The organism is Mediterraneibacter sp. NSJ-151, assembly GCF_022487435.1.
In the GTDB taxonomy this organism is placed as follows: domain Bacteria; phylum Bacillota; class Clostridia; order Lachnospirales; family Lachnospiraceae; genus Schaedlerella; species Schaedlerella hominis.
On the sequence record NZ_JAKVPP010000008.1, the window covers coordinates 44,265 to 66,737 of the forward strand.

The following is a 22,473-nucleotide window of genomic DNA, read 5'->3' on the forward strand; positions in this document are numbered from 1 at the left end:
GCTAAATGGAAGTAGTATAAAATGGAACGGAGTGAAAATATAGTGAATACCTTATCTGAATTAATTACAAAAGAAATGGAACAGGCATTTACAGCAGCGGGATATGATGCGAAGTTTGCAAAAGTAACAGTATCAAATCGTCCGGATCTGTGTGAGTATCAGTGCAACGGAGCAATGGCAGCTGCTAAGACATATAAGAAAGCACCAATTATGATTGCGAATGATATCGTTGCAAATTTACAGGACAGTGAATGTTTTGCTCAGGTAGATGCAGTGAATCCTGGATTCATCAACCTGAAATTAAAATCATCTTTCGTGACAGCATTTTTAAATGAGATGGCAGGAGATGACACACTTGGTGTGGAAAAAGAAGCTAATCCGAAGACAATCTTAATTGATTACGGCGGACCAAACGTAGCAAAACCATTGCACGTAGGACATTTGCGTTCAGCAATCATCGGAGAGAGTGTAAAACGTATTATGCGCTTTAAAGGAAATGATGTAACAGGCGATATTCATCTTGGAGATTGGGGATACCAGATGGGTCTGATCATTACAGAGTTGGAGAAACGTCAGCCGGATCTTCCATATTTCGATGAGAGCTTTGAGGGAGAATATCCAAAAGAGGCACCATTTACCATCGGAGAGCTGGAGGAAATTTATCCAACTGCAAGCGGTTATGCAAAAGAACACGAAGAGTATCGTGAGAAGGCATTACAGGCTACTTATCTGCTTCAGAACGGACACAAAGGATATCGTGCGATCTGGAAACATATCATGAACGTATCAGTTACAGATTTGAAAAAGAATTATAAGAATCTGAATGTTGAATTTGACCTTTGGAAAGGTGAGGCAGACGCACAGAAATATATTCCGGGTATGGTAGAGATGCTCAAAGAAAAAGGGTTTGCACATGTAGATGAAGGTGCATTGGTCGTTGATGTTCAGGAAGAAGGAGATAAAAAAGAAATTCCACCATGTATGATCTTAAAATCAGACGGAGCAGCTCTTTATGATACAACAGATCTCGCAACATTGGTAGAGCGTGAAGAATTATACAAACCGGATGAAGTGATTTATGTCGTAGATAAGCGTCAGGAATTACATTTTGTCCAGGTATTCCGTTGTGCTAAAAAATGTGGTATTGTGCGTCCGGAAACGGGGCTGAAATTCCTTGGATTCGGTACAATGAATGGAAAAGACGGAAAACCATTTAAGACAAGAGAAGGCGGAGTTATGCGTCTGGAGAATCTGATCCGTGAGATTGATGAAGAGATGTATAAGAAGATTATGGATAATCGTACTGTTGAGGAAGAAGAGGCAAGAAATACAGCAAAAACAGTAGGACTTGCTGCAATCAAGTATGGCGATCTCTCAAATCAGGCCTCTAAAGACTATGTGTTTGATGTGGATAGATTTACTTCATTTGAGGGAAATACTGGTCCGTACATTTTGTATACGATTGTACGTATTAAATCAATTCTTGGTAAATATCAGCAGGATGGCGGTATCATTGAGGATTTGAAACTTCAGGAAGCAACAAATGAGTCTGAAAAAGCTTTGATGCTTGAGATTGCAAAATTCAATGAAATGATTAACAATGTTTATGCAGAAATCGCACCACATAAAATTTGTGCATATATTTATGATGTGGCAAACGCATTTAATAAATTTTATCATGAGACAAAGATTTTGGCAGAAGAAGATGCTCAGAAGAAAGCCGGCTATATCGCATTGTTAAAGCTTACAAAAGATGTGCTGGAGACATGTATTGATTTATTAGGCTTTGAAGCACCGGAAAGAATGTAAACAATAAGAAGAAAATGTTTGTATAAACGAATTCTATAAACAACAAATAACAGCCCTTTCCTATATATGGGAAGGGCTGTTGTGAAATGGAGAAAAGAATGACGGAAAAATTATTTTACAAAGACAGTCATATGCAGATGTTTCAGGCAATTGTACAAGAGTGTTGCAAGGATGGAGAAAATTATAAAATCCGTTTGGATCGCACGGCATTTTTCCCGGAAGGCGGAGGACAATATGCTGACCATGGAACTTTGAATGAATATGAAGTGCATGATGTTCAGGAAAAGCAAGGCGATGTGTGGCATTATACTTCGCATCCGTTTGAAGCGGGAGATGTTGTGGAAGGAAAAATTGACTGGCAGGAACGTTTTGAAAAGATGCAGCAACATACAGGAGAACATATTATATCCGGGCTTGTGCATGCAAGATTTGGATATAACAATGTAGGATTTCATTTGGGAGATGATTCCTGTACGATGGATTTTGATGGGGAAATTTCAAAAGAGGAACTGGCGGAAATTGAGTGGAAAGCGAATGAAGCAGTTGTAAAAAATCTGGAAGTACAGGTTACATATCCATCAAAAGAAGAATTAGAAAATATTGCTTATCGAAGTAAAATTGAAATTGAAGGTCAGATTAGGATTGTGACGATACCAGGATATGATGTATGTGCATGTTGTGCACCACATGTAAAAACAACAGGAGAGATCGGACAGATTAAACTGACAAATGCACAGCGTTATAAAGGCGGCGTGAGAATTACGATGCTCTGTGGTTTTCGGGCACTTTGCGATTATAGGAAAAAATTATCAGCAACAAGGCAGATATCTGCAAGTCTTTGTGCAAAAGAGAATGAAACGGCCGAGGCAGTGGAACGTTTAAAAGAAGAAAATAACGCATTAAAACAAGAGTTGGACAGACAGAAAAAAATGTTGTTGGAGTACAAAGTGAAAGAAGTAGATCCGACTCAGAAGATAGTCTGTTTATTCGAAGAAGGTCTGGATGGGGAAGGACCACGATTTTTAATGAATCAGGTATTAGAAAAACAACATGATATTTGTGCTGTGTTTAACAGACAGCCGGAAACATCAGAAGAAGGAATGTTGTCATATCGATATGTGATTGGAAGCAAAACATTGGATATGAGATTATTGGTAAAAGAACTGAATTCGCAGTTTCGAGGAAGAGGCGGCGGAAAACCAGAGATGGTGCAAGGTTCACTATTTGGAGATGAAGAGAGTTTGAGAGGGTGGATACAAGAGAAAGGAGAGGCTTTGAGAAATGAATAATAAGCCGATAAAAAATCCGTTTTGGTACGTATTTGGCCCACTGCTTGTTTACTGGATTGTAGGAATTTGTGTTAGTATCGGGACAGCGTGTGTGCTGGTAATAGGAAATGTAGATGAATTTGCGAAGGTGTTAAGTGGAATTGATACAGGGAGTGCAGATGCTATGACAATGGCAATGCAACAGTGTTCATTACTTGCCATGAAGTTAGAATTAAAATATGCACTTGAGATACAGTGTGTAAAAGCAATCTGTTCCATTTTTGCCTGCTCTGTATTCTATTTTAAAGATCGTAAACGAGAAAAAGAAGAAAATGCACAGATGCCAGAGAAAGCAACCTGGTCTAAATATATATTTTTGTTAGTGTTTGCAGTTGCATATAATATTGGCGTGAGTTGTTTATCTTATATGGTGCAATTAGTGTCAGGAAATAGTAGTTTTCAAAATACGTCGGCAATATTTTATAATTCGAAATTTTGGCTTCAGATTGTCGGATTGAGTATTCTGGTGCCAGTTATGGAGGAATTGTTATTCCGTGGGATTATTTATAAAAGAATGCGGACAAAAACCCCATTTTTGAGGGCAGCAATGTTTTCCGCCATTTTGTTCTCGTTTATGCACAGCAATGCAATACAGATGGTAAATGCACTTGTGTTGGGATTGGTTTTAGCGTATGTTTATGATAAATATGGTTCATTTAAAGCACCGGTGTTTACACATATGATTGCCAATTTGACGGCAGTAATAGGAACGAACACGGGAATATTTAATGGTTTTGCAAAAAGTCCGGAGATACTTGGCGTTACCGTTGTTATATGTACATTTGTGGCAGCTGTGATGTTCACAATGATCCAGAAAATGGATACAGGTCTTAAACCGGAACAACCGTCTGATAAATCAGATGATTCCCAGAAACCGAATCTGGATATGTTCCGTTAATATAGTGTGAATTAATTGAATATAGAAAATGTTAGCACTCGTTTGAATCGAGTGCTAAAAAGTTGTTGACTTTTGGTCATTCTCGTATTAGAATACTCTTTAGATGGTAAAAATGATACTGCTTACAGAAGAATTGCAGATGGTATCATCCAATTAACTTCAGATTAACAGTAAAATGATTTATAAAAGAGGAGTGTTTACTATGACAATGAAGAAAGGTAGTTTATCAATTGACAGCGAAAATATTTTCCCGATTATAAAGAAATGGGTATATTCAGATCACGATATCTTTGTGCGTGAGCTTGTGTCGAACGGATGCGATGCAATCACAAAATTGAAAAAGCTTGATATGATGGGAGAATATGAACTTCCAGATAATTATAAAGCAAAAATTCAAGTGATTGTAAATCCAGAAGAGAAAACATTAAAATTTATTGATAATGGTCTTGGTATGACAGCTGAGGAAGTTGAAAAATATATTACACAGATTGCATTTTCCGGTGCTACACAATTCCTTGAGAAATATAAGGATAAAACAACAGAAGATGAGATGATCGGACATTTTGGTCTGGGATTCTATTCAGCATTCATGGTTGCAGATGAGGTACATATCGATACACTTTCTTATCAGAATGATGCAACTGCCGTACACTGGGTAAGCGAAGGCGGTACAGAGTACGAGATGCAGGATGGAAATAAACAGGAAGTCGGAACAGAGATCACACTGTTTTTGAATGAAGATTGTCTTGAATTTGCAAATGAATATCGTGTAAGAGAAGTGTTGGAGAAATATTGTTCATTTATGCCGGTAGAAATTTTCTTAAGCAAAGCGAATGCAGAACCGGAGTACGAGACAATCGATGAGGCGGATGTTCTGGATACAGATGAAGTAGTTGAGCATATCACAGAAGAGCCGAAAGAAGGGGAAGAGGGCGAAGCAAAACAGAAAGCAAAAATTGTAAAACGTCCTGTTTCAATCAGTGATATTCACCCATTGTGGACAAAGAATCCAAGCGAATGTACAAAAGAAGATTACATTGATTTCTATAGAAAAGTATTTATGGATTACAAAGAACCATTATTCTGGATTCATTTGAATATGGATTATCCATTTAACTTAAAAGGAATTTTGTATTTCCCTAAGATTAATACAGAGTATGACTCAATTGAAGGAAAGATCAAATTGTATAACAATCAGGTCTTTATCGCAGACAATATTAAAGAAGTGATTCCTGAATTTTTAATGGTATTGAAGGGTGTGATTGATTGTCCTGATTTACCATTGAACGTATCGCGTAGTGCACTGCAGAATGACGGATTTGTAAATAAAGTCGCAGATTACATTTCTAAGAAGGTTGCAGATAAGCTGAACGGAATGTTCAAGACTGACAGAGAAAATTATGAGAAGTATTGGGATGATATCAGCCCATTTATCAAGTTTGGATGCTTAAAAGATGAAAAATTCGGTAGTAAAGTAAAAGATTCCATTCTTTACAAAGACTTGGAACACAAATATCTGACTTTGGAAGATTGCATCAAGGCAAATAAAAAAGAAGATGCTGAAACTGAAGAAACAAAGACTGAGACAACAGAAGGAACTGACGCAGCAGAGAATTCTGAACAGGCTGAAAAAGAAAAAACTACTGTTTATTATGTAACAGACGAACAACAGCAGAGCCAGTATATCAACATGTTTAAAGAACAGGGACAGGATGCGATTCTGCTGACACATAATATTGATTCTGCATTCATTACTTATCTGGAGCAGAAACATGAAGATGTGAAATTTATGAGAATTGATGCCGATGTACATGAGTCTTTGAAGGATGAAGTATCTGAAGACGAGAAAGAAGAGTTCCAGAAGACATCGGACAGTATCGTAGAGATTTTCCGTAAAGAGCTTGGAAATGATAAGCTGGATGTTAAAGTAGAAAAACTCAAAGATGATAATGTGGCATCGATGGCTGTACTGTCAGAAGAATCCAGACGTATGGCAGAGATGATGAAGATGTATGGAATGAGTGGCATGGATCCAAGTATGTTTGGAACACAGGCAACACTGATTTTAAATGCAAATCATCCATTGGTTAAATTTGTTGTAGAGCATAAGAGAAGCAAAAATGTATCAATTATTTGTAAACAGCTCTATGACCTGGCAATGCTGGCTCATAAGCCATTAAATCCGGAAGAGATGACAGCATTTGTACAGAGAAGCAATGAGATTATGATGCTTTTGACAAAATAAAATGAAGTGACAGGGACATCCTGTATATAGAAGAGAGCAATTTCTGTTAAGAATATTCTTGGTGGAGGTTGCTCTCTTTTTATATATCAGATGTGAGATGACTCCCACCTCTGTAGGTGGCGAGTAACAAATCAGTATCAGTGGTGGGAGTCAATCCCCCATCTGATATAGCCTCCGGCAGGATTGCAGAGATGCGCAGAAGAAGTATGTCATGCATTGCATGACGCGCATCTCGCAGCAAGAATGCAGAGGCATTCTTGAATAGGAAGAGTTTTCTTATTAACAAACCTAGTTGACAAACAATATTATATAACATATAATATTGGAAAAGAAATAATATTACAAATAGAATAATATGATACATAAATGAGGTGATGGAATGGTATTTAACACAGGTGCTGCCTTATTGGACGCGATTGTTCTTGCTGTTGTGTCAAGAGAAACTGAGGGTACTTATGGTTATAAGATTACACAAGATGTACGTAAAGCAATTGATGTATCGGAATCTACTTTATATCCGGTGCTCAGGAGACTGCAGAAAGATGAATGTCTGGAAGTATACGATAAGAGTTATGACGGAAGAAACCGACGTTATTATAAAGTAACGGAAAAAGGGATGGCACAGCTTAATTTATATAAAATTGAATGGAAGAACTATTCTAGCAAGATACAGGATATATTTGAAGGGGGTGTGGGAGTATGAACCGCAAACAATTTATGGAAGAATTAAGCCAACTGCTTATAGGAATATCAGAAGAAGAAAGAGTAGAAGCACTGCAATATTATGAAGATTATTTTGATGATGCAGGAGCTGAGAATGAGCAGCAGGTAATAGAGGAACTAGGTACTCCGCAGAAGGTTGCCTCAACTATATGTCTGAATCTGGAACCAGGAAGTGAACAGAATGGTGAATTTACAGAATCTGGATTTCAGGATGAACGATTTGAGGAAAAAGCAACACCTGCCGCAAGAAGCCCACGGACAAAAGAAGGGGATACCTATTCATATAATGAAGCTTTTGGAGAGCAGGATTATCATAGTTCTTATAATAACATGGGACAAGGGCAGAAACCATGGACGAGCAAGACATTAAAAATCATCTTGATCATTGCAATTGTCCTGGTTGGTGCACCGGTTGTGATTCCGGTTGGAATAGGAATTGTAGCTGCTGTATTGGGACTTGTGATAGCGGCATTTGCAGTCTTTGCAGGTCTGGTGGTCGCATCAGTGGGGATTGGAATAGCCGGAATCGCAGTAGCTGTACTTGGAATCGTGGCAGCAGTTGGATTCCCATCGGCGATGATAATGGTTGGTGTCGGATTGATTATGTTGGCACTTGGTCTGGTGGCAACGGTTGCAACTGTAAGATTGTGTATGGTTATGTATCCAGCAATATTTCGAATTTTTGTTAATATTTGCAGATGGCCATTTTATCGAGGAAAGGCGGTGGGTAATGTATGAAAAAGCAATGGAAGATATTCTGGGCGATTTGTGGCAGCCTTGCTGCAATCGGAGTGATTTGTTGTATTGTCGGTGTGATATTAGGTGGTTCATTTTTTAGAAGCATTGTAAAAGACAGGGATTTTGATTATATAACCTTTGAATCGGAAAATGACTTGGAAATAAAAGGAGAAGAACAGCAGACATTTTATGGAATAAAAGAGCTGGACGTAGATGTATCGCAGGTGAATGTACAGCTCGAAGAGTATGATGGCAGATATTTGACAGTAGAAACGGTTGATATTCCGGACAATGTTTTGAATAAAATCTCTTATACAGCAGACGAGTCTTCATTAGAGATAGAATTGGAAGATTCAAAAAGAATTAAGAAATTATTGTCAGATAATACAAAGGCAACGATAAGAATCAAAGTTCCATCTCGTTCATTACAAGAAGCAGATATTTCGGTGGGAGCCGGAAGCTTATATATCAGTCAGATACAAGTTGAAGAATTACAAGTAGAAATGGGGGCCGGTCAGGCAAAGATAGAACAATTTGTCTCAAATAGTGCAGAATTTTATTGTGGAGCAGGAGAAATGCAGATTGCAGGCGAAGCAGAATCAACAGAAGTTGAATGTGGAGTCGGAAGTATCATTTATCAGGCAAAAGGAAGAGAGGACGAATATAACTACCAAGTGGAAAGCTCTCTGGGAGAAATTACTGTAGGAGGCAGGTCATGTGGTGGGATTGGTTCAGGTACAGAGATTTCTCGTGATGGAGCAAAAAAAGAATTATATATAGAATGTGGAATCGGTCAGGTTCAGGTGGAATTTCAAAAGTAGCAAGTGATTCTGATAGGAATATGTCAGCTTTGCTGACCGGAATCGCGTGCCAAGTCTCACGGACGTTCGACTTGAAAAGAATATAATATGAAGAGGAGAAAATATTATGAAAAAATTATATCGTTCAAAAGAAAGCAGAATGTTATGTGGTGTATGTGGAGGTGTAGGAGAATACTTTAATATCGACCCAACATTGGTTCGATTAGGAATGGTGCTTCTGGCTGCATGCAGTTTCGGAACAGGTGTATTAGCGTATTTTATTGCAGCTGTGATTATTCCAGATGAGCCGTCTGCTTTCTAGAAAGAATATAGAATCATGAGAAAAGGCATTCATGTAGAATGTCTTTTTGCATTTATGGGTATACTCTGAAAAAAAGAAAGGGGTATCCATGATGAAAAAAGAAACGATAGATCTAAAATGCTTAGAAGAAGATGAAAAACTGAAATACGAAATTGCTGAAGAATTAGGCCTTCTAGACAAAGTAATGGAATCAGGATGGAAATCATTGTCATCCAAAGAAACAGGCAGAATTGGTGGCTTGATCACGAAGCGAAGAAGGGAAGAAAAGCAAAAGAACGAAAATAAAAAGTAAAAAGAAAATGTGAAAATTTGAAGAAAATCAAATGAAAAAACTATGAATATATTGCGTTGAAGAGATAAAATTGATAAAAATAGTTGAAATTGGAAAGTGTTTTTGGTACAATTGTACGACTGAGATAATCGCTTTGTGAGGAATCACATGCGTTTGACTTGAAAAAATAGGTGGGAAAATGGAAGAAAAGATAAATGTTTTTGACATTGAACTGAACCTGCTGACTGCAAAAAAGGCAATGAGGCAAGTGATGCGGTATATGGGAGGGGAAAGTGTCAGTACAATTGAACTTATTCCAATGGAAGTATTGTTAAAAGGACAAGATGATGCTGAATGGAAACAAGCATTACAGTCTGTCGATTTATTACTTCCGTCAGAGCGTGAAATTTTAGAAAGCGCAGAGGTGACGGATCAGAATGCAATACAGGATTTGGAGAATAACACATTCGTCAGATTGTTTTTTAGGTATTTAGTGAAAAATAAAAAGAAAGTTTTTTTGCTTACAGAAGATGAAAAAGCGAGCAAATTATTAAAAGAACGAATCGAAACTTACCGAAAAGGAATACAATTTGTTGGAGAAGCAGTAATCTCGGCTCAAAGTGGAAGTAAAGAAGCAGTGATTAATATGATTAATGGTGTAGAGCCGGACTGCATATTATCGGGATTATCTTATCCATGGCAGGAAAAATTTATTGCAGAGAGTAAAGCACTTTTAAACGCAAGAGTATGGTTTGGATGCACTTTCTTGTTGAACCAACAAAAAAAAGAGGAAAAGGCAAGTGGGAAATTCAAATATTTCATTCTGAAAAGATTATTTCGCTATCAAGTAGGAAAAACACAGAAAGGCTGATTTGTGAACTCTGTATAGGTTGAAAAAATTAAAAAATTGTAAATAAATATGAGGAAATGCATAAAAAATAAGGATTTTGTCTTTATTTTTTTGCAGTTTTGCATTAGTATATAAAATATATAGACTTACAGAGTGCGAATGACTAGAAAAAAGTTTGTGAAAACTGCACATGAATTTGAATGAGCCAGTGGAGGAAAAAAAGATGATAACAAATCAAATACTTCTAAATACAATTGAAGGATTAAAAGGAATTTCCAGAATTGATTTTTGTGTGTTTGATGTGGAGGGCAAAGTTTTGGCTACTACATCAGACAACGGGCATAACTATGAAGATGTGGTACTGTCGTTCGGGGAATCACCTGCAGATAGCCAGGAAATTCAAGGATGCCAATTTTTTAAGATATTTGATGAGCAGCAGTTAGAATACATTCTTCTTGCAGATGGAGAGAATGAAGATGTATACATGGTTGGAAAGATTGCCGCATTCCAAATTCAGAATTTATTAATCGCTTACAAAGAGCGTTTTGACAAGGATAACTTTATAAAAAATCTGCTCTTGGATAACCTGTTATTGGTGGATATTTATAACCGCGCCAAAAAATTACATATTGACACAGATGCAAAACGTGTTATCTTTATTATTGAAACATCGAGAGAAAAAGACAGTGCAGCATTGGATAATGTCAGAAGCCTTTTAGGAGGAAAATCTAGAGACTTCATCACAGCTGTAGATGAAAAGAATATTATTGTTGTGAAAGAACTGTCTGAAAAAGATGGAAGTAAAGAGATGGATAAGATGGCAAAAGATATGTTGAGTATTCTGAAAGAGGATACGGGAGATGAACATATCCATATTGCATATGGTACTGTTGTGAATGACATCAAAGAAGTATCTAAGTCTTACAAAGAGGCTAAGATGGCATTGGATGTCGGTAAGATATTCTTTGATGAGAAAGATATTGTTGCATACAGTACACTTGGAATCGGCCGTTTGATCTATCAGTTACCACTTCCACTTTGCAAGATGTTTATCAAAGAAATTTTTGAGGGGAAATCACCGGATGAATTTGACGAAGAAACATTGGCTACGATCAATAAGTTCTTTGAGAACAGCCTGAATGTGTCAGAGACATCTCGACAATTGTATATCCATAGAAATACATTGGTATATCGTCTGGACAAGCTTCAGAAAAGTACCGGTCTGGATTTGCGTGTCTTTGAAGATGCAATCACATTTAAGATTGCGCTGATGGTAGTGAAGTATATGAAATATATGGAAACATTAGAGTATTAAATGTATTGGGGAATACAAAGGAGTAGAAATAATTAGGAGGAGCATATGATTGAATTAAAGAATGTAACGAAAGAGTACACGAAGGGAAATGCAGCTCTTAATGGTGTATCTGTTAAGATCGAACGTGGCGAGTTCGTTTTCATTGTAGGAGACAGCGGTTCAGGAAAATCAACACTGATTCGTCTGATCATGAAAGAACTTGATCCAACTAACGGTACAATTATTGTTAACGGACAGAATCTGAATCGTATGAAACATCGTAACATTGCAAAATACAGAAGAGGACTTGGAGTTGTCTTTCAGGATTTCCGTTTGTTAAAGGATCGTAATATCTACGAGAATATTGCCTTTGCATTGCGAGTTACTGAGACACCGACACGAGTGATTAAGAGAAAAGTACCGGCTGCATTATCACTGGTAGGTCTTGCACAGAAATACAAATCCTATCCAAAAGAACTGTCAGGTGGAGAACAGCAGAGAGTTGCGATTGCAAGAGCAATTGTAAATGAACCTGCAATTTTGTTAGCGGACGAGCCAACTGGTAACCTGGATCCGACAAACTCATGGGAGATTATGAGTTTGCTGAAAGAGGCTAACGAGCGTGGAACAACAGTACTTGTTGTTACACATAACCAGGAAATCGTAAACGAGATGAACGAGCGAGTTATCACAATGAAACAAGGTGTAATCGTAAGTGATGAACAAAAAGGTGGGTATATAAATGAGGATTAGTACATTAGGATATGTTGGAAAACAAGGTGTGAAGAATATCGGAAGAAACAAGATGTTTTCAATTGCCGCTATCGCAACAATGTCGGCATGTATCTTCCTTTTTGGATTATTTGCATCAATTTTGCTGAATTTTCAGTATATTATTAAAACAGCTGAGGAAGGTGTAGCAATCACAGTTTTCTTTAACGAAGATGCAACAGAGGATCAGATTAGTAATATTGGTAAACAGCTTGAGAGCAAGGATGATGTTCTTGAAGTGAAATATGTGTCGGCAGATGATGCATGGGATAAGTTTAAAGATGAATACTTTGCAGATAATAAGGATCTGGCAGATGGATTTAAAAATGATAACCCGCTTGCAGGTTCAGATAACTACGAAGTATATATGAAAACGGTAGATGATAAAGGACAAGATTTAATTGCAAAAAGTAAGTCACTTGCAGCAACACAGAAAGAGCTGGTTGACTTTGCAAAAGGTCTGGATGGAGTTCGTAAGGTAAATAAGTCAGATGTTGTTGCAAATACACTTTCCAGTGTGAATGTGTTGGTGGCATATATATCTATTGCGATTATCCTGATTTTATTTGGAGTTTCTATTTTCCTGATCAGCAATACAGTTTCAATGGGTATTACAGTTCGTAAAGAAGAGATTGCAATTATGAAATATATCGGAGCAAAGGACTTCGTAGTTCGTTCTCCATTTGTAATTGAAGGTCTTATCATGGGAATTATCGGAGCTGTTATTCCATTAGGAATATTATACGTACTGTATGGAAAAGCAGTTTCATATATTTTAGCAAAGTTTGCAATTTTAAATAATATTATCGAATTCCTTCCGGTAACAACAGTATATCGTTACTTATTGCCAATCGGATTACTTTTAGGAGTAGGAATTGGATTTATCGGAAGTTATTTCACAGTGCGTAAGCATTTGAAAGTTTGATAAAAGTTACATAGAGTTTATGAAGGTGTACGATGCCATAGGTATCGTACACTAATAATATGGGTGAAAATATGAAAAGAAAAACAAAGCGCGTAATTAGTGGGGCCTTGGCACTGACTATGAGTATGGGGATGACTGTGAATGTACATGCGACAACCATTGAAGAGGCACAGAAGAAAGCCGACCAGCTACAGTCACAAAAAAACTCTACAGAGGCAGAAAAGAATTCTCTCACGGAACAGCTGTCTGGAATTGTAGAAGACATGGAAAAAGCACAGGAAAAACTGACAGCTAAACAGTCAGAAATTGAGACAGCGGAGACGGAACTGGTAAATGCCAAGGTTGACGAAAATAATCAGTATGATAGCATGAAAAAACGCATTAAATTCATGTATGAGAATGGCAATACGCAGTTAATTGAAATTTTGATTGAAAGTGAGAATATTGGAGATTTTTTAAATAAAGCAGAATACATTTCACAAATTTCAAATTATGACAGGGATATGCTAAATCAGTTTCAGACAATCGTAAAAGATGTTGAAGAAAAAGAAGCAGCATTACAGACAGAATATTCAGAGTTGGAAGTATTACAGAATGAGTTGATCAGTAAGCAAGAAGAAGTTCAGACAATGCTGAATAATACAAATGTGGAGCTTGCAGATTTGGAAAAGCAGATTGGAGAGAACGCTTCTACGTTGAAAGCGTTGATTGCTCAGGCAGAAGAAGAAAAGAGAAAACAGGAAGAAGCTGCAGCCGCCGCAGCAGCAGCCGCAGCTGCTGCACAAAAACCGGCTCAGAGTACAAATAGTAATTCAAATAGTGGCGGAAGTACTTATGTTCCACCAAGTTCAAGTAATACAGTGGTGGGAAATGGTCAATTTGTAAATCCGTGCCCAGGTGCATATGTATCAAGTACTTTTGGCTATCGTGATTTTGATGGAGCTTTTCACAAGGGACTTGATCTTGCGGCAGGCGAGGGAACACCGACATATGCAGCAGCATCGGGAACTGTAGTGATTGCAGGATGGAGCAATAGTGCAGGAAACTGGGTTGTTATCAATCATGGAAATGGTCTTGTTACAAAATATATGCATCACTCTGCATTATGCGTATCAGCGGGACAGACAGTATCAGCAGGACAACAGATTGGATATGTAGGAAACACAGGTAATTCATTTGGAGCTCATTTGCATTTCCAGGTGGAATTGAATGGTTCAGCAGTAAATCCACAGAATTATCTGTAATGAGGTATATGAATAATGAATCCATTAGAGGAAAAAACAGAACTAGAAGAAAAGATTGAACAAGAACAAAAGCGAGAAAAGAAAAAATTCTGGAAAGGCGTTCTTTGCGGAGCGGCAGTTACGTTATGTTTGGCTGTGGGAGTCGGAATTTTTTGTACGGCAATTGTATCAGGTATACATATATTTTCCTCATCAGAGAAAAAACAGGTAGAAAATAAACTGCAGATAATACAGGCAATTATTGATAAATATTATTTGTATGAAGATGAGATTGACCAGGATGCTTTGGAACAGGGGATTTATGCAGGATATGTAAATGCCTTGGGTGATAAATATACAGTGTATTACAATGAAGAAGAAACAGATGCTTTACAGGAAAGTGTAAGTGGAACGTATACGGGTATCGGAGCAGCTTTGTTGCAGAATACAACCAGTAATGAAGTTGTGATTTCTAAAGTATATAAAGATTCACCTGCAGAAGAGGCCGGATTAAAAGAAGGAGATGTGATTTACCAAGTAGATGACCATACAATATCCGATCAGTCCCTCGATGAGGTGGTGAGCTGGATCCGAGGAGAAGAAGGTACAGATGTAACACTTCATGTTGTGCGTGGCGGACAACAACTGGAACTTAAGGCAACAAGAAAACAACTTGAAACTCCGACAGTTGTGTATGAAATGAAAGAGAATCAGGTTGGTTATATTGCAGTCAGTGAATTTGACGAAGTAACACTTTCGCAGTTTGAGACTGCCTTGAATGATCTGGACGGTCAGGGAATGAAAGGCTTGATTATTGATCTGAGAAGTAATCCAGGAGGAAATCTGGATACCGTAACAGATATGTTAAAATTGCTTCTTCCAAAAGGCACAATCGTATCTGTGAAAGACAAAGCAGGAAATGTTGAAGAGTATAAATCTGACGGAAGTCACGAGTTTACAAAACCATTAGCAGTGCTTGTAAATCAATATAGTGCAAGTGCATCAGAAATCTTTTCAGGAGCAATACAAGATTATGGAATTGGGGACATTGTCGGAGTTACAACATACGGAAAAGGAGTTGTACAACAGATTCTTGATCTTGGCGATGGAACAGCTATGAAAATTACAATTGCAGAGTATTTTACACCGAATGGACGCAGCATTAATAAGAAAGGCGTAACTCCGGATGTAGAAGTTGAATATCAGGCAGACGAAAATGATCCGACTGCTGATAATCAGTTGGACAAAGCAATGGAAGTAGTTCAGCAGAAAATGCAGAGTGAAAAATAATAATTAAAACAAATGTTACGGAATTGTTAAAAACTATTGCATAATCGACACTGATGTATTATACTTATTAAAGTATGATAAAGAAAATGAAAAAATTCCCAGAATTGAAATGTTTGACGGAAACAGTTCGGAGAACAGTGGATTATAATTTTGAAGGGGAATAAAAGTATAAAATAAGGAATAGGTGGTAAGATGAAGTTTAAGAAGGTACAAGGCTTAATACTGGCAGTTGTTTTATCTTGTTCAATGGTGGCTACTCCGGTATTTGCAGCACCAAAGAGTGAAGAACAGTCTTCGTTGGAAGCAGAGAAAGCTGAAAAGCAGAATGAAGTAAGTTCTTTGCAGGAGCAGTTAAATTCATTGATGACAAAGATGAATGATCTTGAGACACAGTTGATTGAGAAAGGTCAGCAGATTTCGCAGGCAGAAGTTGATCTGGAAGCGGCTCAGCAGAAAGAACAGCAGCAGTATGAAGATTTGAAACTCCGTATTAAATACATGTATGAAGAAGGTGATGGTTCAGCAATGGAACGCATCCTCTCATCAGGAAGTATCGCGGAAGTTCTGACTCAGGCTGAATATGTACAGAAAGTGCATTCATATGACAGAGCACAGTTGCAGGAATACCAGAATACAGTACAGCAGGTAACGGACTTGAAGAGTGGTCTGGAAGAAGATCAGGCAAAACTTCAGAACCTGGAAGGTGAATATCAGGCACAGTCTGATGAGCTGAATACAACAATTGAAAGCAAGAGTGCGGAAATTAGCAATCTGGACAGCATGATTCAGGAAGCAGCGAGAGTTGCATTGGAGAAAGCAGCCGCAGAAAAAGCAGCAGCTGAGCAGAAAGCTGCAGAAAAAGCAGCACAGAATAACGCAGCATCAAACACAACCGTTGCAAGCAATACTACAAATAATAGCGGAACAACAAATACGGGTGGTACGACAAATACAGGTGGTACAACAAATGTCACACCGGCACCAACACCTACGCCAACACCGGTACCTACACCAGCACCGGCACCAACACCGGCAGCACCATCAGTTGATGGAGGTTCAGTTGTAAGCCGTGCATACAGCCAGCTTGGAGCAGCATATGTATGGGGAGCTTGCTCACCGGGAGCATTTGACTGTTCAGGATTCGTAAGCTACTGTCTGACAGGAAGTTATACAAGACTTGGAACTACATATACATTCCTTGGATGGACACAGGTAAGTGATCCACAGCCGGGAGATGTTTGCGTTAATGCAAACCATTGTGGTATTTATATCGGTGGTGGACAGATGATTCATGCAGCAACAGAAGGCGTTGGCGTTATTGTAGGACCTGTTCAGGGCGGTATGATTTACGTTCGTTACTAAAGATAATTACTTATATAAATTACGAATGATAAAAGATTAAAAGTAAGAAGAAATCCCTTGAAACACAGAGTGTTTTAAGGGATTTCTTTTCTTGAAAAATCTCCTAATAGTAGTAAGTGAAAAAAGCCTTGCAATTCATAAGTGTTTATGCTAAACTATTATCGTTGCGAAAAAACACGCATGTGGATTGCCCTTTCTGGTGCCTAATTTCACGAAATGTGAGATGGTCTTGGGGAATAAAGATAAACATGCGGAAGACTAAAACCAAATGGAGGAAAGTAACATGAGCGTTATTTCAATGAAACAGCTTTTAGAAGCAGGTGTTCATTTTGGACATCAGACAAGAAGATGGAACCCTAAGATGGCTCCATACATCTACACAGAGAGAAATGGTATCTATATCATCGACCTGCAGAAATCAGTAGGAATGGTTGACGATGCATATCAGGCAATTGCTGATATCGCAGCTAATGGTGGTACAGTACTTTTCGTAGGAACAAAGAAACAGGCTCAGGATGCTATCAAAACAGAAGCAGAGCGTTGTGGAATGTACTATGTAAATGAGAGATGGCTTGGAGGTATGCTTACAAACTTCAAGACAATCCAGAGCCGTATTAAGAGACTCAAAGACATCGAGACAATGTCAGAAGACGGAACATTCGATGTACTGCCAAAGAAAGAAGTTATTGAGCTGAAAAAAGAGTGGGCTAAACTTGAGAAAAACCTTGGCGGAATCAAAGAGATGAAGAGAATCCCAGACGCTATCTTTATCGTAGATCCTAAGAAAGAAAGAATCTGCGTACAGGAAGCACACACATTGGGAATTCCATTGATCGGTATCGCTGATACAAACTGTGATCCAGAAGAACTGGATTACGTTATTCCAGGTAATGATGATGCAATCAGAGCTGTAAAACTGATCGTTTCTAAGATGGCTGATGCAGTTATCGAAGCAAACCAGGGAGCAGCAGAAGAAGCATATTATGAAGATGCTGAGGAAGCAGTAGCTGAAGAGGCTGTAGAAGAGTAAGATGACTCGAATGCTTCAGCCTGATTAATCAGGCTGAAGCATTTTTTCATTCCCGAATTGTTTCATATAGAAAAAATTTGCAAAAGTGGGTTTACTATATGGACAAACATATGTAATAATGGAAACTAAAGAATTAGTATTCCTTAAAAAGTATAAAAATGGAGGATAAGATCATGGCAATTACAGCAAGCATGGTAAAAGAATTAAGAGAGATGACAGGAGCAGGAATGATGGACTGCAAAAAAGCTCTTGGTGAGACAAATGGTGATATGGATGCAGCAGTAGAATACCTGAGAAAGAACGGACAGGCTAAAGCTGAGAAAAAAGCAGGAAGAATTGCAGCAGAAGGTATTGTTAAAGCTGTAGTAAAAGATGATAAAGTAGCTTCTATCGTAGAAGTTAACTCTGAGACAGACTTCGTTGCTAAGAATGCTGATTTCCAGGCATTTGTTGAGGCAGTAGCTAATCAGGTAGCAGATTCAGATGCAGCAGATATGGATGCATTCATGGCTGAGGCTTGGGAAGCTGATACAACAAAGACAGTAAAAGAAGCTCTTGTTGAGAAAATCGCTGTAATCGGAGAAAATCTGAACATCAGAAGATTTGAGAAAGTTGTAACAGACGGATGTGTAGTATCTTATATCCACGGTGGCGGACGTATTGGTGTTTTAGTTGAAGCTGATACAGATGTTATTAACGATGACATCAAAGCTTGCTTAAGAAACGTAGCAATGCAGGTTGCAGCTATGTCTCCAACATATGTATCACGTGCAGAGGTATCTGAAGACTTCATGAATCACGAGAAAGAAATCCTTCTTGCTCAGGCTCAGAAAGAGAATCCAGAGAAACCAGCTAACATCATTGAGAAGATGATCATTGGACGTCTTAACAAAGAAATGAAAGAAATCTGCCTGCTTGACCAGGTATACGTTCAGGATAGTGATCTGACAGTTGCTAAATATGTAGAAAAAGTAGCTAAAGAGAACAATGCTAACGTAACAGTTAAGAAATTCGTTCGTTTCGAGACAGGTGAAGGTATTGAGAAAAAAGTTGACGACTTCGCAGCAGAAGTTGCAGCTCAGGCTGGAATGTAAGCGTTTAGCACAAGCAAGGTAAATATAAAAAAGAACCCTCGACACAAGTTTACTTGTGAGCGAGGGTTCTTTTTTATATTTATCGTGCGACGCACGGATAGCGAGATGAAGCGAAGCGGAATCGAGCTAAGAGTGCTTGTGCTAGACACACGGATAGCGATTATTAAATTTCATAAATATCACAAAAACATATTGACAAATACTTTTATAATGATATAATTTGATAGTCAAAATATTTTAAAACAAAAATAAATGGCGGAAAGAAGTTGCTGTTAATAAATGAGCTAATCAGATAATTATGACCGGCAACAGGAAGAGGACTATGGTAGGAAGAATAAGCGGAACAGGTTCCTATATTCCAAAAGAAGTGTGGGATAACCAAGCCTTAACTCAATTGGTTGATACCAGTGATGAGTGGATACAGGAACGTACTGGTGTGGCGAGACGCCACATAGCAGGAAAAAATGAAACAACTGCATATATGGCAGCAGAAGCAGCAAAGAGGGCACTGGAAGATGCCAATGTCTCAGCACAAGAGATTGACTTGATCTTAGTTGCAACGATTTCGCCCGGAAGGATTATGCCGAGTACATCATGTGAAGTACAGGCAATGATAGAGGCAAAACGCGCTACGTGTTTTGATCTGAATGCAGCATGTACAGGATTCTTATTTGCACTGAATACCGCGCAAGCTTACATCAAACAGGGAATTTATTCTAAAATCTTGGTAATTGGTACAGAGAGCTTATCAAATCTGGTGAATTGGAAAGACAGAGGTACATGTATCTTGTTTGGTGATGGAGCCGGTGCAGTTGTGTTAGAGGCATCAGAAGAAGGAAGATACGCACAGTATACACAGTCTATAGGATGTGATGGAGAAGTTTTAAAGGTTGACTGCCGCAATCAAAAACAATATGAAAGTCAGCCTTGTGCAGAAGAAACATTTATCCAGATGGATGGACGTGAAGTATTCAAATTTGCGGTATCGAAAGTACCGGAGGCAATTGGAGAACTGCTAAAACAAGAAGAGAAAAACGTAGAGGATATTTCCCAATTTATCTTACATCAGGCCAATAAGCGGATTGTGCAATCTGTTTCAAAACGAATGAAAGTGGACATAAAATATTTCCCAACAAATATGGAAGAATATGGAAACACGTCATCGGCCAGTATCCCGATTCTATTGGATGAGTTGAATCGAAGCGGAAGACTAAAAAGAGGAACCTATCTTGTTCTTGCAGGATTTGGAGCAGGACTGTCATATGGAGCAAGCCTGATCCAGTGGTAGTAGATAAATAAGACTATCAAATTTAAAACAAAATGGAAATAAAAAGGAGATTAAAATCATGATGGAAAGAATTAAAGAAATCGTAGCAGATTCATTAGGAGTAGATGTAGATTCATTGACAGCAGAGACAAGATTTAAAGAGGATTTGGAAGCAGATTCACTTGATCTGTTTGAAATGGTAATGGCAATCGAAGAAGAGTTCGACGTAAAAATCGAGACAGAAGAATTAGAAAATATTAAGACACTTGGAGATATCGAAAAAGAAGTAGAAAAATTGCAGGCATAGAAAATTTGATTGATGCAAAGTAAGAGCGCAGACATACGGGAGGCAATTAATTATATGAAAACGGAAGTTACCGAATTACTTGGAATTGAATATCCAATCATTCAAGGCGGAATGGCATGGGTGGCAGAATATCACCTTGCCGCAGCAGTATCTGAGGCAGGCGGACTTGGCATTATCGGTGCATCTAGTGCACCGGCAGACTGGGTACGCGAGCAGGTAAGAGAGGCAAAGAAACTGACAGATAAACCATTTGGAGTAAATATTATGTTGCTCAATCCAAATGCCGATGAAGTTGCAAAAGTAATCGTTGAAGAAGGCGTACAGGTTGTTACAACAGGTGCAGGAAATCCGGAAAAATATATGGAGATGTGGAAAGCAGCTGGTGTGAAGGTGATTCCGGTGGTTGCTTCCGTAGCGCAGGCAGTCCGTATGGAACGATGTGGAGCAGATGCTGTTGTTTGTGAAGGCTGTGAAGCCGGAGGTCATATCGGAGAATCTACAACGATGGTGCTTGTTCCACAGGTAGCGGATGCAGTTTCCATTCCAGTTATTGCAGCAGGTGGAATAGCAGACGGTCGCGGTGTAGCGGCAGCATTTATGCTAGGTGCGAAAGCTGTTCAGGTAGGAACTTATTTTGTTGTTACAGAAGAGTCACAGGTTCATGAAAATTATAAAGAGCGTATTCTGAAAGCAAAAGACATCGATACTAAGGTTACAGGAAGAACAACAGGTCATCCGGTGCGTGCACTTCGCAATCAGATGACAAGAGAATACTTAAAGAAAGAAGCAGCAGGAGCATCTTTTGAAGAACTGGAATTAATGACACTGGGTGGTCTTAGAAAAGCTGTTGTTGAAGGAGACGTTACGACAGGAAGCGTAATGGCAGGTCAGAGTGCCGGTATGGTAAAAGAAAAAATGACCTGTGCACAGCTTATCCAAAAGTTAAACAATGAGGCAGAATATTTATTGAAAGGAACGAAAATCCATGAATAAACTTGCATTTATTTTTCCAGGCCAGGGAGCACAAAAAGTGGGCATGGGTAAAGATTTCTATGAAACATTTGATAACGTAAAAGAAATATTTGACAGTGCATGCGAATGGCTTGACCTGGATATAAAAGCACTTTGCTTTGAGGAAAATGATAAGCTGGATCTGACAGAGTATTCGCAGCCTGCATTAGTAACTACTTGTCTGGCGATGGCAGATGTATTACGAAATAAAGGAATTGAACCGGATATTTCGGCAGGGTTAAGTCTTGGAGAGTATTGTGCTATTGCAACAGCTGGGGCAATCAGCGTGAAAGATGCGATTACGACTGTAAGAAAACGAGGAATCCTTATGGAGCAGGCAGTTCCGGCGGGGCAAGGAGCAATGGCAGCGGTTCTTGGTATGACAGCGGAAGAAATTGATGAAGTAGTCGACGCAATTTCGGATGTTAGTGTAGCGAATTATAACTGTCCGGGACAAATTGTAATCACAGGAAAAAAAGAATCCGTAGAAGAAGCCAGCAAAAAATTGCAGGAAGCAGGGGCAAAAAGGGTAGTTCCGTTAAATGTAAGCGGACCATTTCATTCAGCAATGCTTGAAGAAGCGGGTGAGAAACTTGCAGATGTATTAGAAAAAGTGACAATTTCTGAATTACAAATCCCGTACGTTACAAATGTAACAGCAGAATTTGTAAAGGAACAGCAGAAAATCAGAAGTCTTCTGGCAAAACAGATTTCATCACCTGTAAAATGGCAGCAAAGTGTAGAAGCGATGATAGCAGAAGGTGTGGATACTTTTATAGAAATCGGACCAGGAAAAACACTTGCAGGGTTTATGAGAAAAATTAATCGTAATGCAAAAGTATACAATGTACAGACGGTAGCGGATATCGAGAAAGTTGTACAAGAATGTAGTAGAAAATAGAGAGGTTACAGACT

Annotated in this window: 22 protein-coding genes; all 22 read left to right on the top strand. The window is 38.5% G+C overall.

The window, feature by feature from the left end:
- Positions 1-21 precede the first annotated feature (21 nt).
- Entirely contained in the window at positions 22-1,809 is a 1,788-nt protein-coding gene (argS, locus tag LQE94_RS09700; RefSeq protein WP_207723257.1) for an arginine--tRNA ligase, read from the top strand.
- A 98-nt stretch (positions 1,810-1,907) separates the two neighbouring features.
- On the top strand, positions 1,908-3,098 hold the full coding sequence (locus LQE94_RS09705; protein WP_117989446.1) for an alanyl-tRNA editing protein: 1,191 nt from the start codon (positions 1,908-1,910) through the stop codon (positions 3,096-3,098).
- A complete protein-coding gene (locus tag LQE94_RS09710; RefSeq protein WP_240577572.1) occupies positions 3,091-4,035 on the top strand; it encodes a CPBP family intramembrane glutamic endopeptidase in 945 nt (314 codons plus the stop codon). The genes LQE94_RS09705 and LQE94_RS09710 overlap by 8 nt, the downstream gene beginning before the upstream one ends.
- 202 nt (positions 4,036-4,237) lie before the next feature.
- Entirely contained in the window at positions 4,238-6,280 is a 2,043-nt protein-coding gene (gene htpG, locus LQE94_RS09715) for a molecular chaperone HtpG (RefSeq protein ID WP_118737411.1), read from the top strand.
- Between the two features lie 379 nt (positions 6,281-6,659).
- Complete coding sequence (locus LQE94_RS09720; protein ID WP_118737412.1) at positions 6,660-6,983, top strand: PadR family transcriptional regulator; 324 nt, start codon at positions 6,660-6,662, stop codon at positions 6,981-6,983.
- Complete coding sequence (locus LQE94_RS09725) at positions 6,980-7,741, top strand: DUF1700 domain-containing protein (protein WP_240577573.1); 762 nt, start codon at positions 6,980-6,982, stop codon at positions 7,739-7,741. The genes LQE94_RS09720 and LQE94_RS09725 overlap by 4 nt, the downstream gene beginning before the upstream one ends.
- Positions 7,738-8,562 (top strand): DUF4097 family beta strand repeat-containing protein, encoded by an 825-nt coding sequence (locus tag LQE94_RS09730; RefSeq protein ID WP_240577574.1) that lies wholly within the window; start codon positions 7,738-7,740, stop codon positions 8,560-8,562. The genes LQE94_RS09725 and LQE94_RS09730 overlap by 4 nt, the downstream gene beginning before the upstream one ends.
- Positions 8,563-8,668: 106 nt before the next feature.
- Positions 8,669-8,863 (top strand): PspC domain-containing protein, encoded by a 195-nt coding sequence (locus LQE94_RS09735; protein ID WP_022075885.1) that lies wholly within the window; start codon positions 8,669-8,671, stop codon positions 8,861-8,863.
- An 88-nt stretch (positions 8,864-8,951) separates the two neighbouring features.
- Entirely contained in the window at positions 8,952-9,155 is a 204-nt protein-coding gene (locus LQE94_RS09740) for a small, acid-soluble spore protein, alpha/beta type (protein ID WP_022075886.1), read from the top strand.
- Positions 9,156-9,333: 178 nt separating this feature from the next.
- A complete protein-coding gene (locus LQE94_RS09745) occupies positions 9,334-10,005 on the top strand; it encodes a WecB/TagA/CpsF family glycosyltransferase (protein ID WP_118737415.1) in 672 nt (223 codons plus the stop codon).
- A 202-nt stretch (positions 10,006-10,207) separates the two neighbouring features.
- Positions 10,208-11,299: a PucR family transcriptional regulator gene (locus LQE94_RS09750; RefSeq protein WP_022075888.1), complete on the top strand. Its 1,092-nt coding sequence runs from the start codon at positions 10,208-10,210 to the stop codon at positions 11,297-11,299.
- Positions 11,300-11,344: 45 nt separating this feature from the next.
- Complete coding sequence (gene ftsE, locus LQE94_RS09755) at positions 11,345-12,031, top strand: cell division ATP-binding protein FtsE (protein WP_240577575.1); 687 nt, start codon at positions 11,345-11,347, stop codon at positions 12,029-12,031.
- On the top strand, positions 12,021-12,974 hold the full coding sequence (gene ftsX / locus LQE94_RS09760) for a permease-like cell division protein FtsX (RefSeq protein ID WP_022075890.1): 954 nt from the start codon (positions 12,021-12,023) through the stop codon (positions 12,972-12,974). Before ftsE ends, ftsX begins: the two co-directional genes overlap by 11 nt.
- Before the next feature lie 71 nt (positions 12,975-13,045).
- On the top strand, positions 13,046-14,218 hold the full coding sequence (locus tag LQE94_RS09765; protein WP_240577576.1) for a murein hydrolase activator EnvC family protein: 1,173 nt from the start codon (positions 13,046-13,048) through the stop codon (positions 14,216-14,218).
- A 15-nt stretch (positions 14,219-14,233) separates the two neighbouring features.
- On the top strand, positions 14,234-15,487 hold the full coding sequence (locus LQE94_RS09770) for a S41 family peptidase (RefSeq protein ID WP_240577577.1): 1,254 nt from the start codon (positions 14,234-14,236) through the stop codon (positions 15,485-15,487).
- A gap of 192 nt (positions 15,488-15,679) precedes the next feature.
- Positions 15,680-16,849: a coiled-coil domain-containing protein gene (locus LQE94_RS09775; RefSeq protein ID WP_240577578.1), complete on the top strand. Its 1,170-nt coding sequence runs from the start codon at positions 15,680-15,682 to the stop codon at positions 16,847-16,849.
- Between the two features lie 283 nt (positions 16,850-17,132).
- Complete coding sequence (rpsB, locus tag LQE94_RS09780) at positions 17,133-17,879, top strand: 30S ribosomal protein S2 (protein ID WP_022075894.1); 747 nt, start codon at positions 17,133-17,135, stop codon at positions 17,877-17,879.
- Between the two features lie 173 nt (positions 17,880-18,052).
- Complete coding sequence (gene tsf, locus LQE94_RS09785) at positions 18,053-18,973, top strand: translation elongation factor Ts (RefSeq protein WP_240577579.1); 921 nt, start codon at positions 18,053-18,055, stop codon at positions 18,971-18,973.
- Positions 18,974-19,295: 322 nt separating this feature from the next.
- A complete protein-coding gene (locus LQE94_RS09790) occupies positions 19,296-20,261 on the top strand; it encodes a beta-ketoacyl-ACP synthase III (RefSeq protein ID WP_240577580.1) in 966 nt (321 codons plus the stop codon).
- 58 nt (positions 20,262-20,319) lie between these two features.
- A complete protein-coding gene (gene acpP / locus LQE94_RS09795) occupies positions 20,320-20,547 on the top strand; it encodes an acyl carrier protein (RefSeq protein WP_022075897.1) in 228 nt (75 codons plus the stop codon).
- Between the two features lie 12 nt (positions 20,548-20,559).
- The gene (fabK, locus tag LQE94_RS09800; RefSeq protein ID WP_276312730.1) at positions 20,560-21,540 is read left to right on the top strand and encodes an enoyl-[acyl-carrier-protein] reductase FabK; all 981 of its coding nucleotides are present in this window, start codon (positions 20,560-20,562) and stop codon (positions 21,538-21,540) included.
- Positions 21,533-22,459: an ACP S-malonyltransferase gene (fabD, locus tag LQE94_RS09805; protein WP_240577582.1), complete on the top strand. Its 927-nt coding sequence runs from the start codon at positions 21,533-21,535 to the stop codon at positions 22,457-22,459. The genes fabK and fabD overlap by 8 nt, the downstream gene beginning before the upstream one ends.
- Positions 22,460-22,473 lie beyond the last annotated feature (14 nt).

Coding starts and splice junctions, on each gene's coding strand:
- argS (WP_207723257.1), top strand. CDS start 22: ATGGAACGGAGTGAAAATATAGTGAATACCTTATCTGAATTAATTACA.
- tsf (WP_240577579.1), top strand. CDS start 18,053: ATGGCAATTACAGCAAGCATGGTAAAAGAATTAAGAGAGATGACAGGA.
- LQE94_RS09745 (WP_118737415.1), top strand. CDS start 9,334: ATGGAAGAAAAGATAAATGTTTTTGACATTGAACTGAACCTGCTGACT.
- LQE94_RS09725 (WP_240577573.1), top strand. CDS start 6,980: ATGAACCGCAAACAATTTATGGAAGAATTAAGCCAACTGCTTATAGGA.
- acpP (WP_022075897.1), top strand. CDS start 20,320: ATGATGGAAAGAATTAAAGAAATCGTAGCAGATTCATTAGGAGTAGAT.
- LQE94_RS09720 (WP_118737412.1), top strand. CDS start 6,660: ATGGTATTTAACACAGGTGCTGCCTTATTGGACGCGATTGTTCTTGCT.
- LQE94_RS09770 (WP_240577577.1), top strand. CDS start 14,234: ATGAATCCATTAGAGGAAAAAACAGAACTAGAAGAAAAGATTGAACAA.
- htpG (WP_118737411.1), top strand. CDS start 4,238: ATGACAATGAAGAAAGGTAGTTTATCAATTGACAGCGAAAATATTTTC.
- LQE94_RS09775 (WP_240577578.1), top strand. CDS start 15,680: ATGAAGTTTAAGAAGGTACAAGGCTTAATACTGGCAGTTGTTTTATCT.
- LQE94_RS09730 (WP_240577574.1), top strand. CDS start 7,738: ATGAAAAAGCAATGGAAGATATTCTGGGCGATTTGTGGCAGCCTTGCT.
- fabD (WP_240577582.1), top strand. CDS start 21,533: ATGAATAAACTTGCATTTATTTTTCCAGGCCAGGGAGCACAAAAAGTG.
- LQE94_RS09710 (WP_240577572.1), top strand. CDS start 3,091: ATGAATAATAAGCCGATAAAAAATCCGTTTTGGTACGTATTTGGCCCA.
- ftsX (WP_022075890.1), top strand. CDS start 12,021: ATGAGGATTAGTACATTAGGATATGTTGGAAAACAAGGTGTGAAGAAT.
- LQE94_RS09790 (WP_240577580.1), top strand. CDS start 19,296: ATGGTAGGAAGAATAAGCGGAACAGGTTCCTATATTCCAAAAGAAGTG.
- LQE94_RS09750 (WP_022075888.1), top strand. CDS start 10,208: ATGATAACAAATCAAATACTTCTAAATACAATTGAAGGATTAAAAGGA.
- ftsE (WP_240577575.1), top strand. CDS start 11,345: ATGATTGAATTAAAGAATGTAACGAAAGAGTACACGAAGGGAAATGCA.
- LQE94_RS09735 (WP_022075885.1), top strand. CDS start 8,669: ATGAAAAAATTATATCGTTCAAAAGAAAGCAGAATGTTATGTGGTGTA.
- rpsB (WP_022075894.1), top strand. CDS start 17,133: ATGAGCGTTATTTCAATGAAACAGCTTTTAGAAGCAGGTGTTCATTTT.
- LQE94_RS09740 (WP_022075886.1), top strand. CDS start 8,952: ATGATGAAAAAAGAAACGATAGATCTAAAATGCTTAGAAGAAGATGAA.
- LQE94_RS09705 (WP_117989446.1), top strand. CDS start 1,908: ATGACGGAAAAATTATTTTACAAAGACAGTCATATGCAGATGTTTCAG.
- fabK (WP_276312730.1), top strand. CDS start 20,560: ATGCAAAGTAAGAGCGCAGACATACGGGAGGCAATTAATTATATGAAA.
- LQE94_RS09765 (WP_240577576.1), top strand. CDS start 13,046: ATGAAAAGAAAAACAAAGCGCGTAATTAGTGGGGCCTTGGCACTGACT.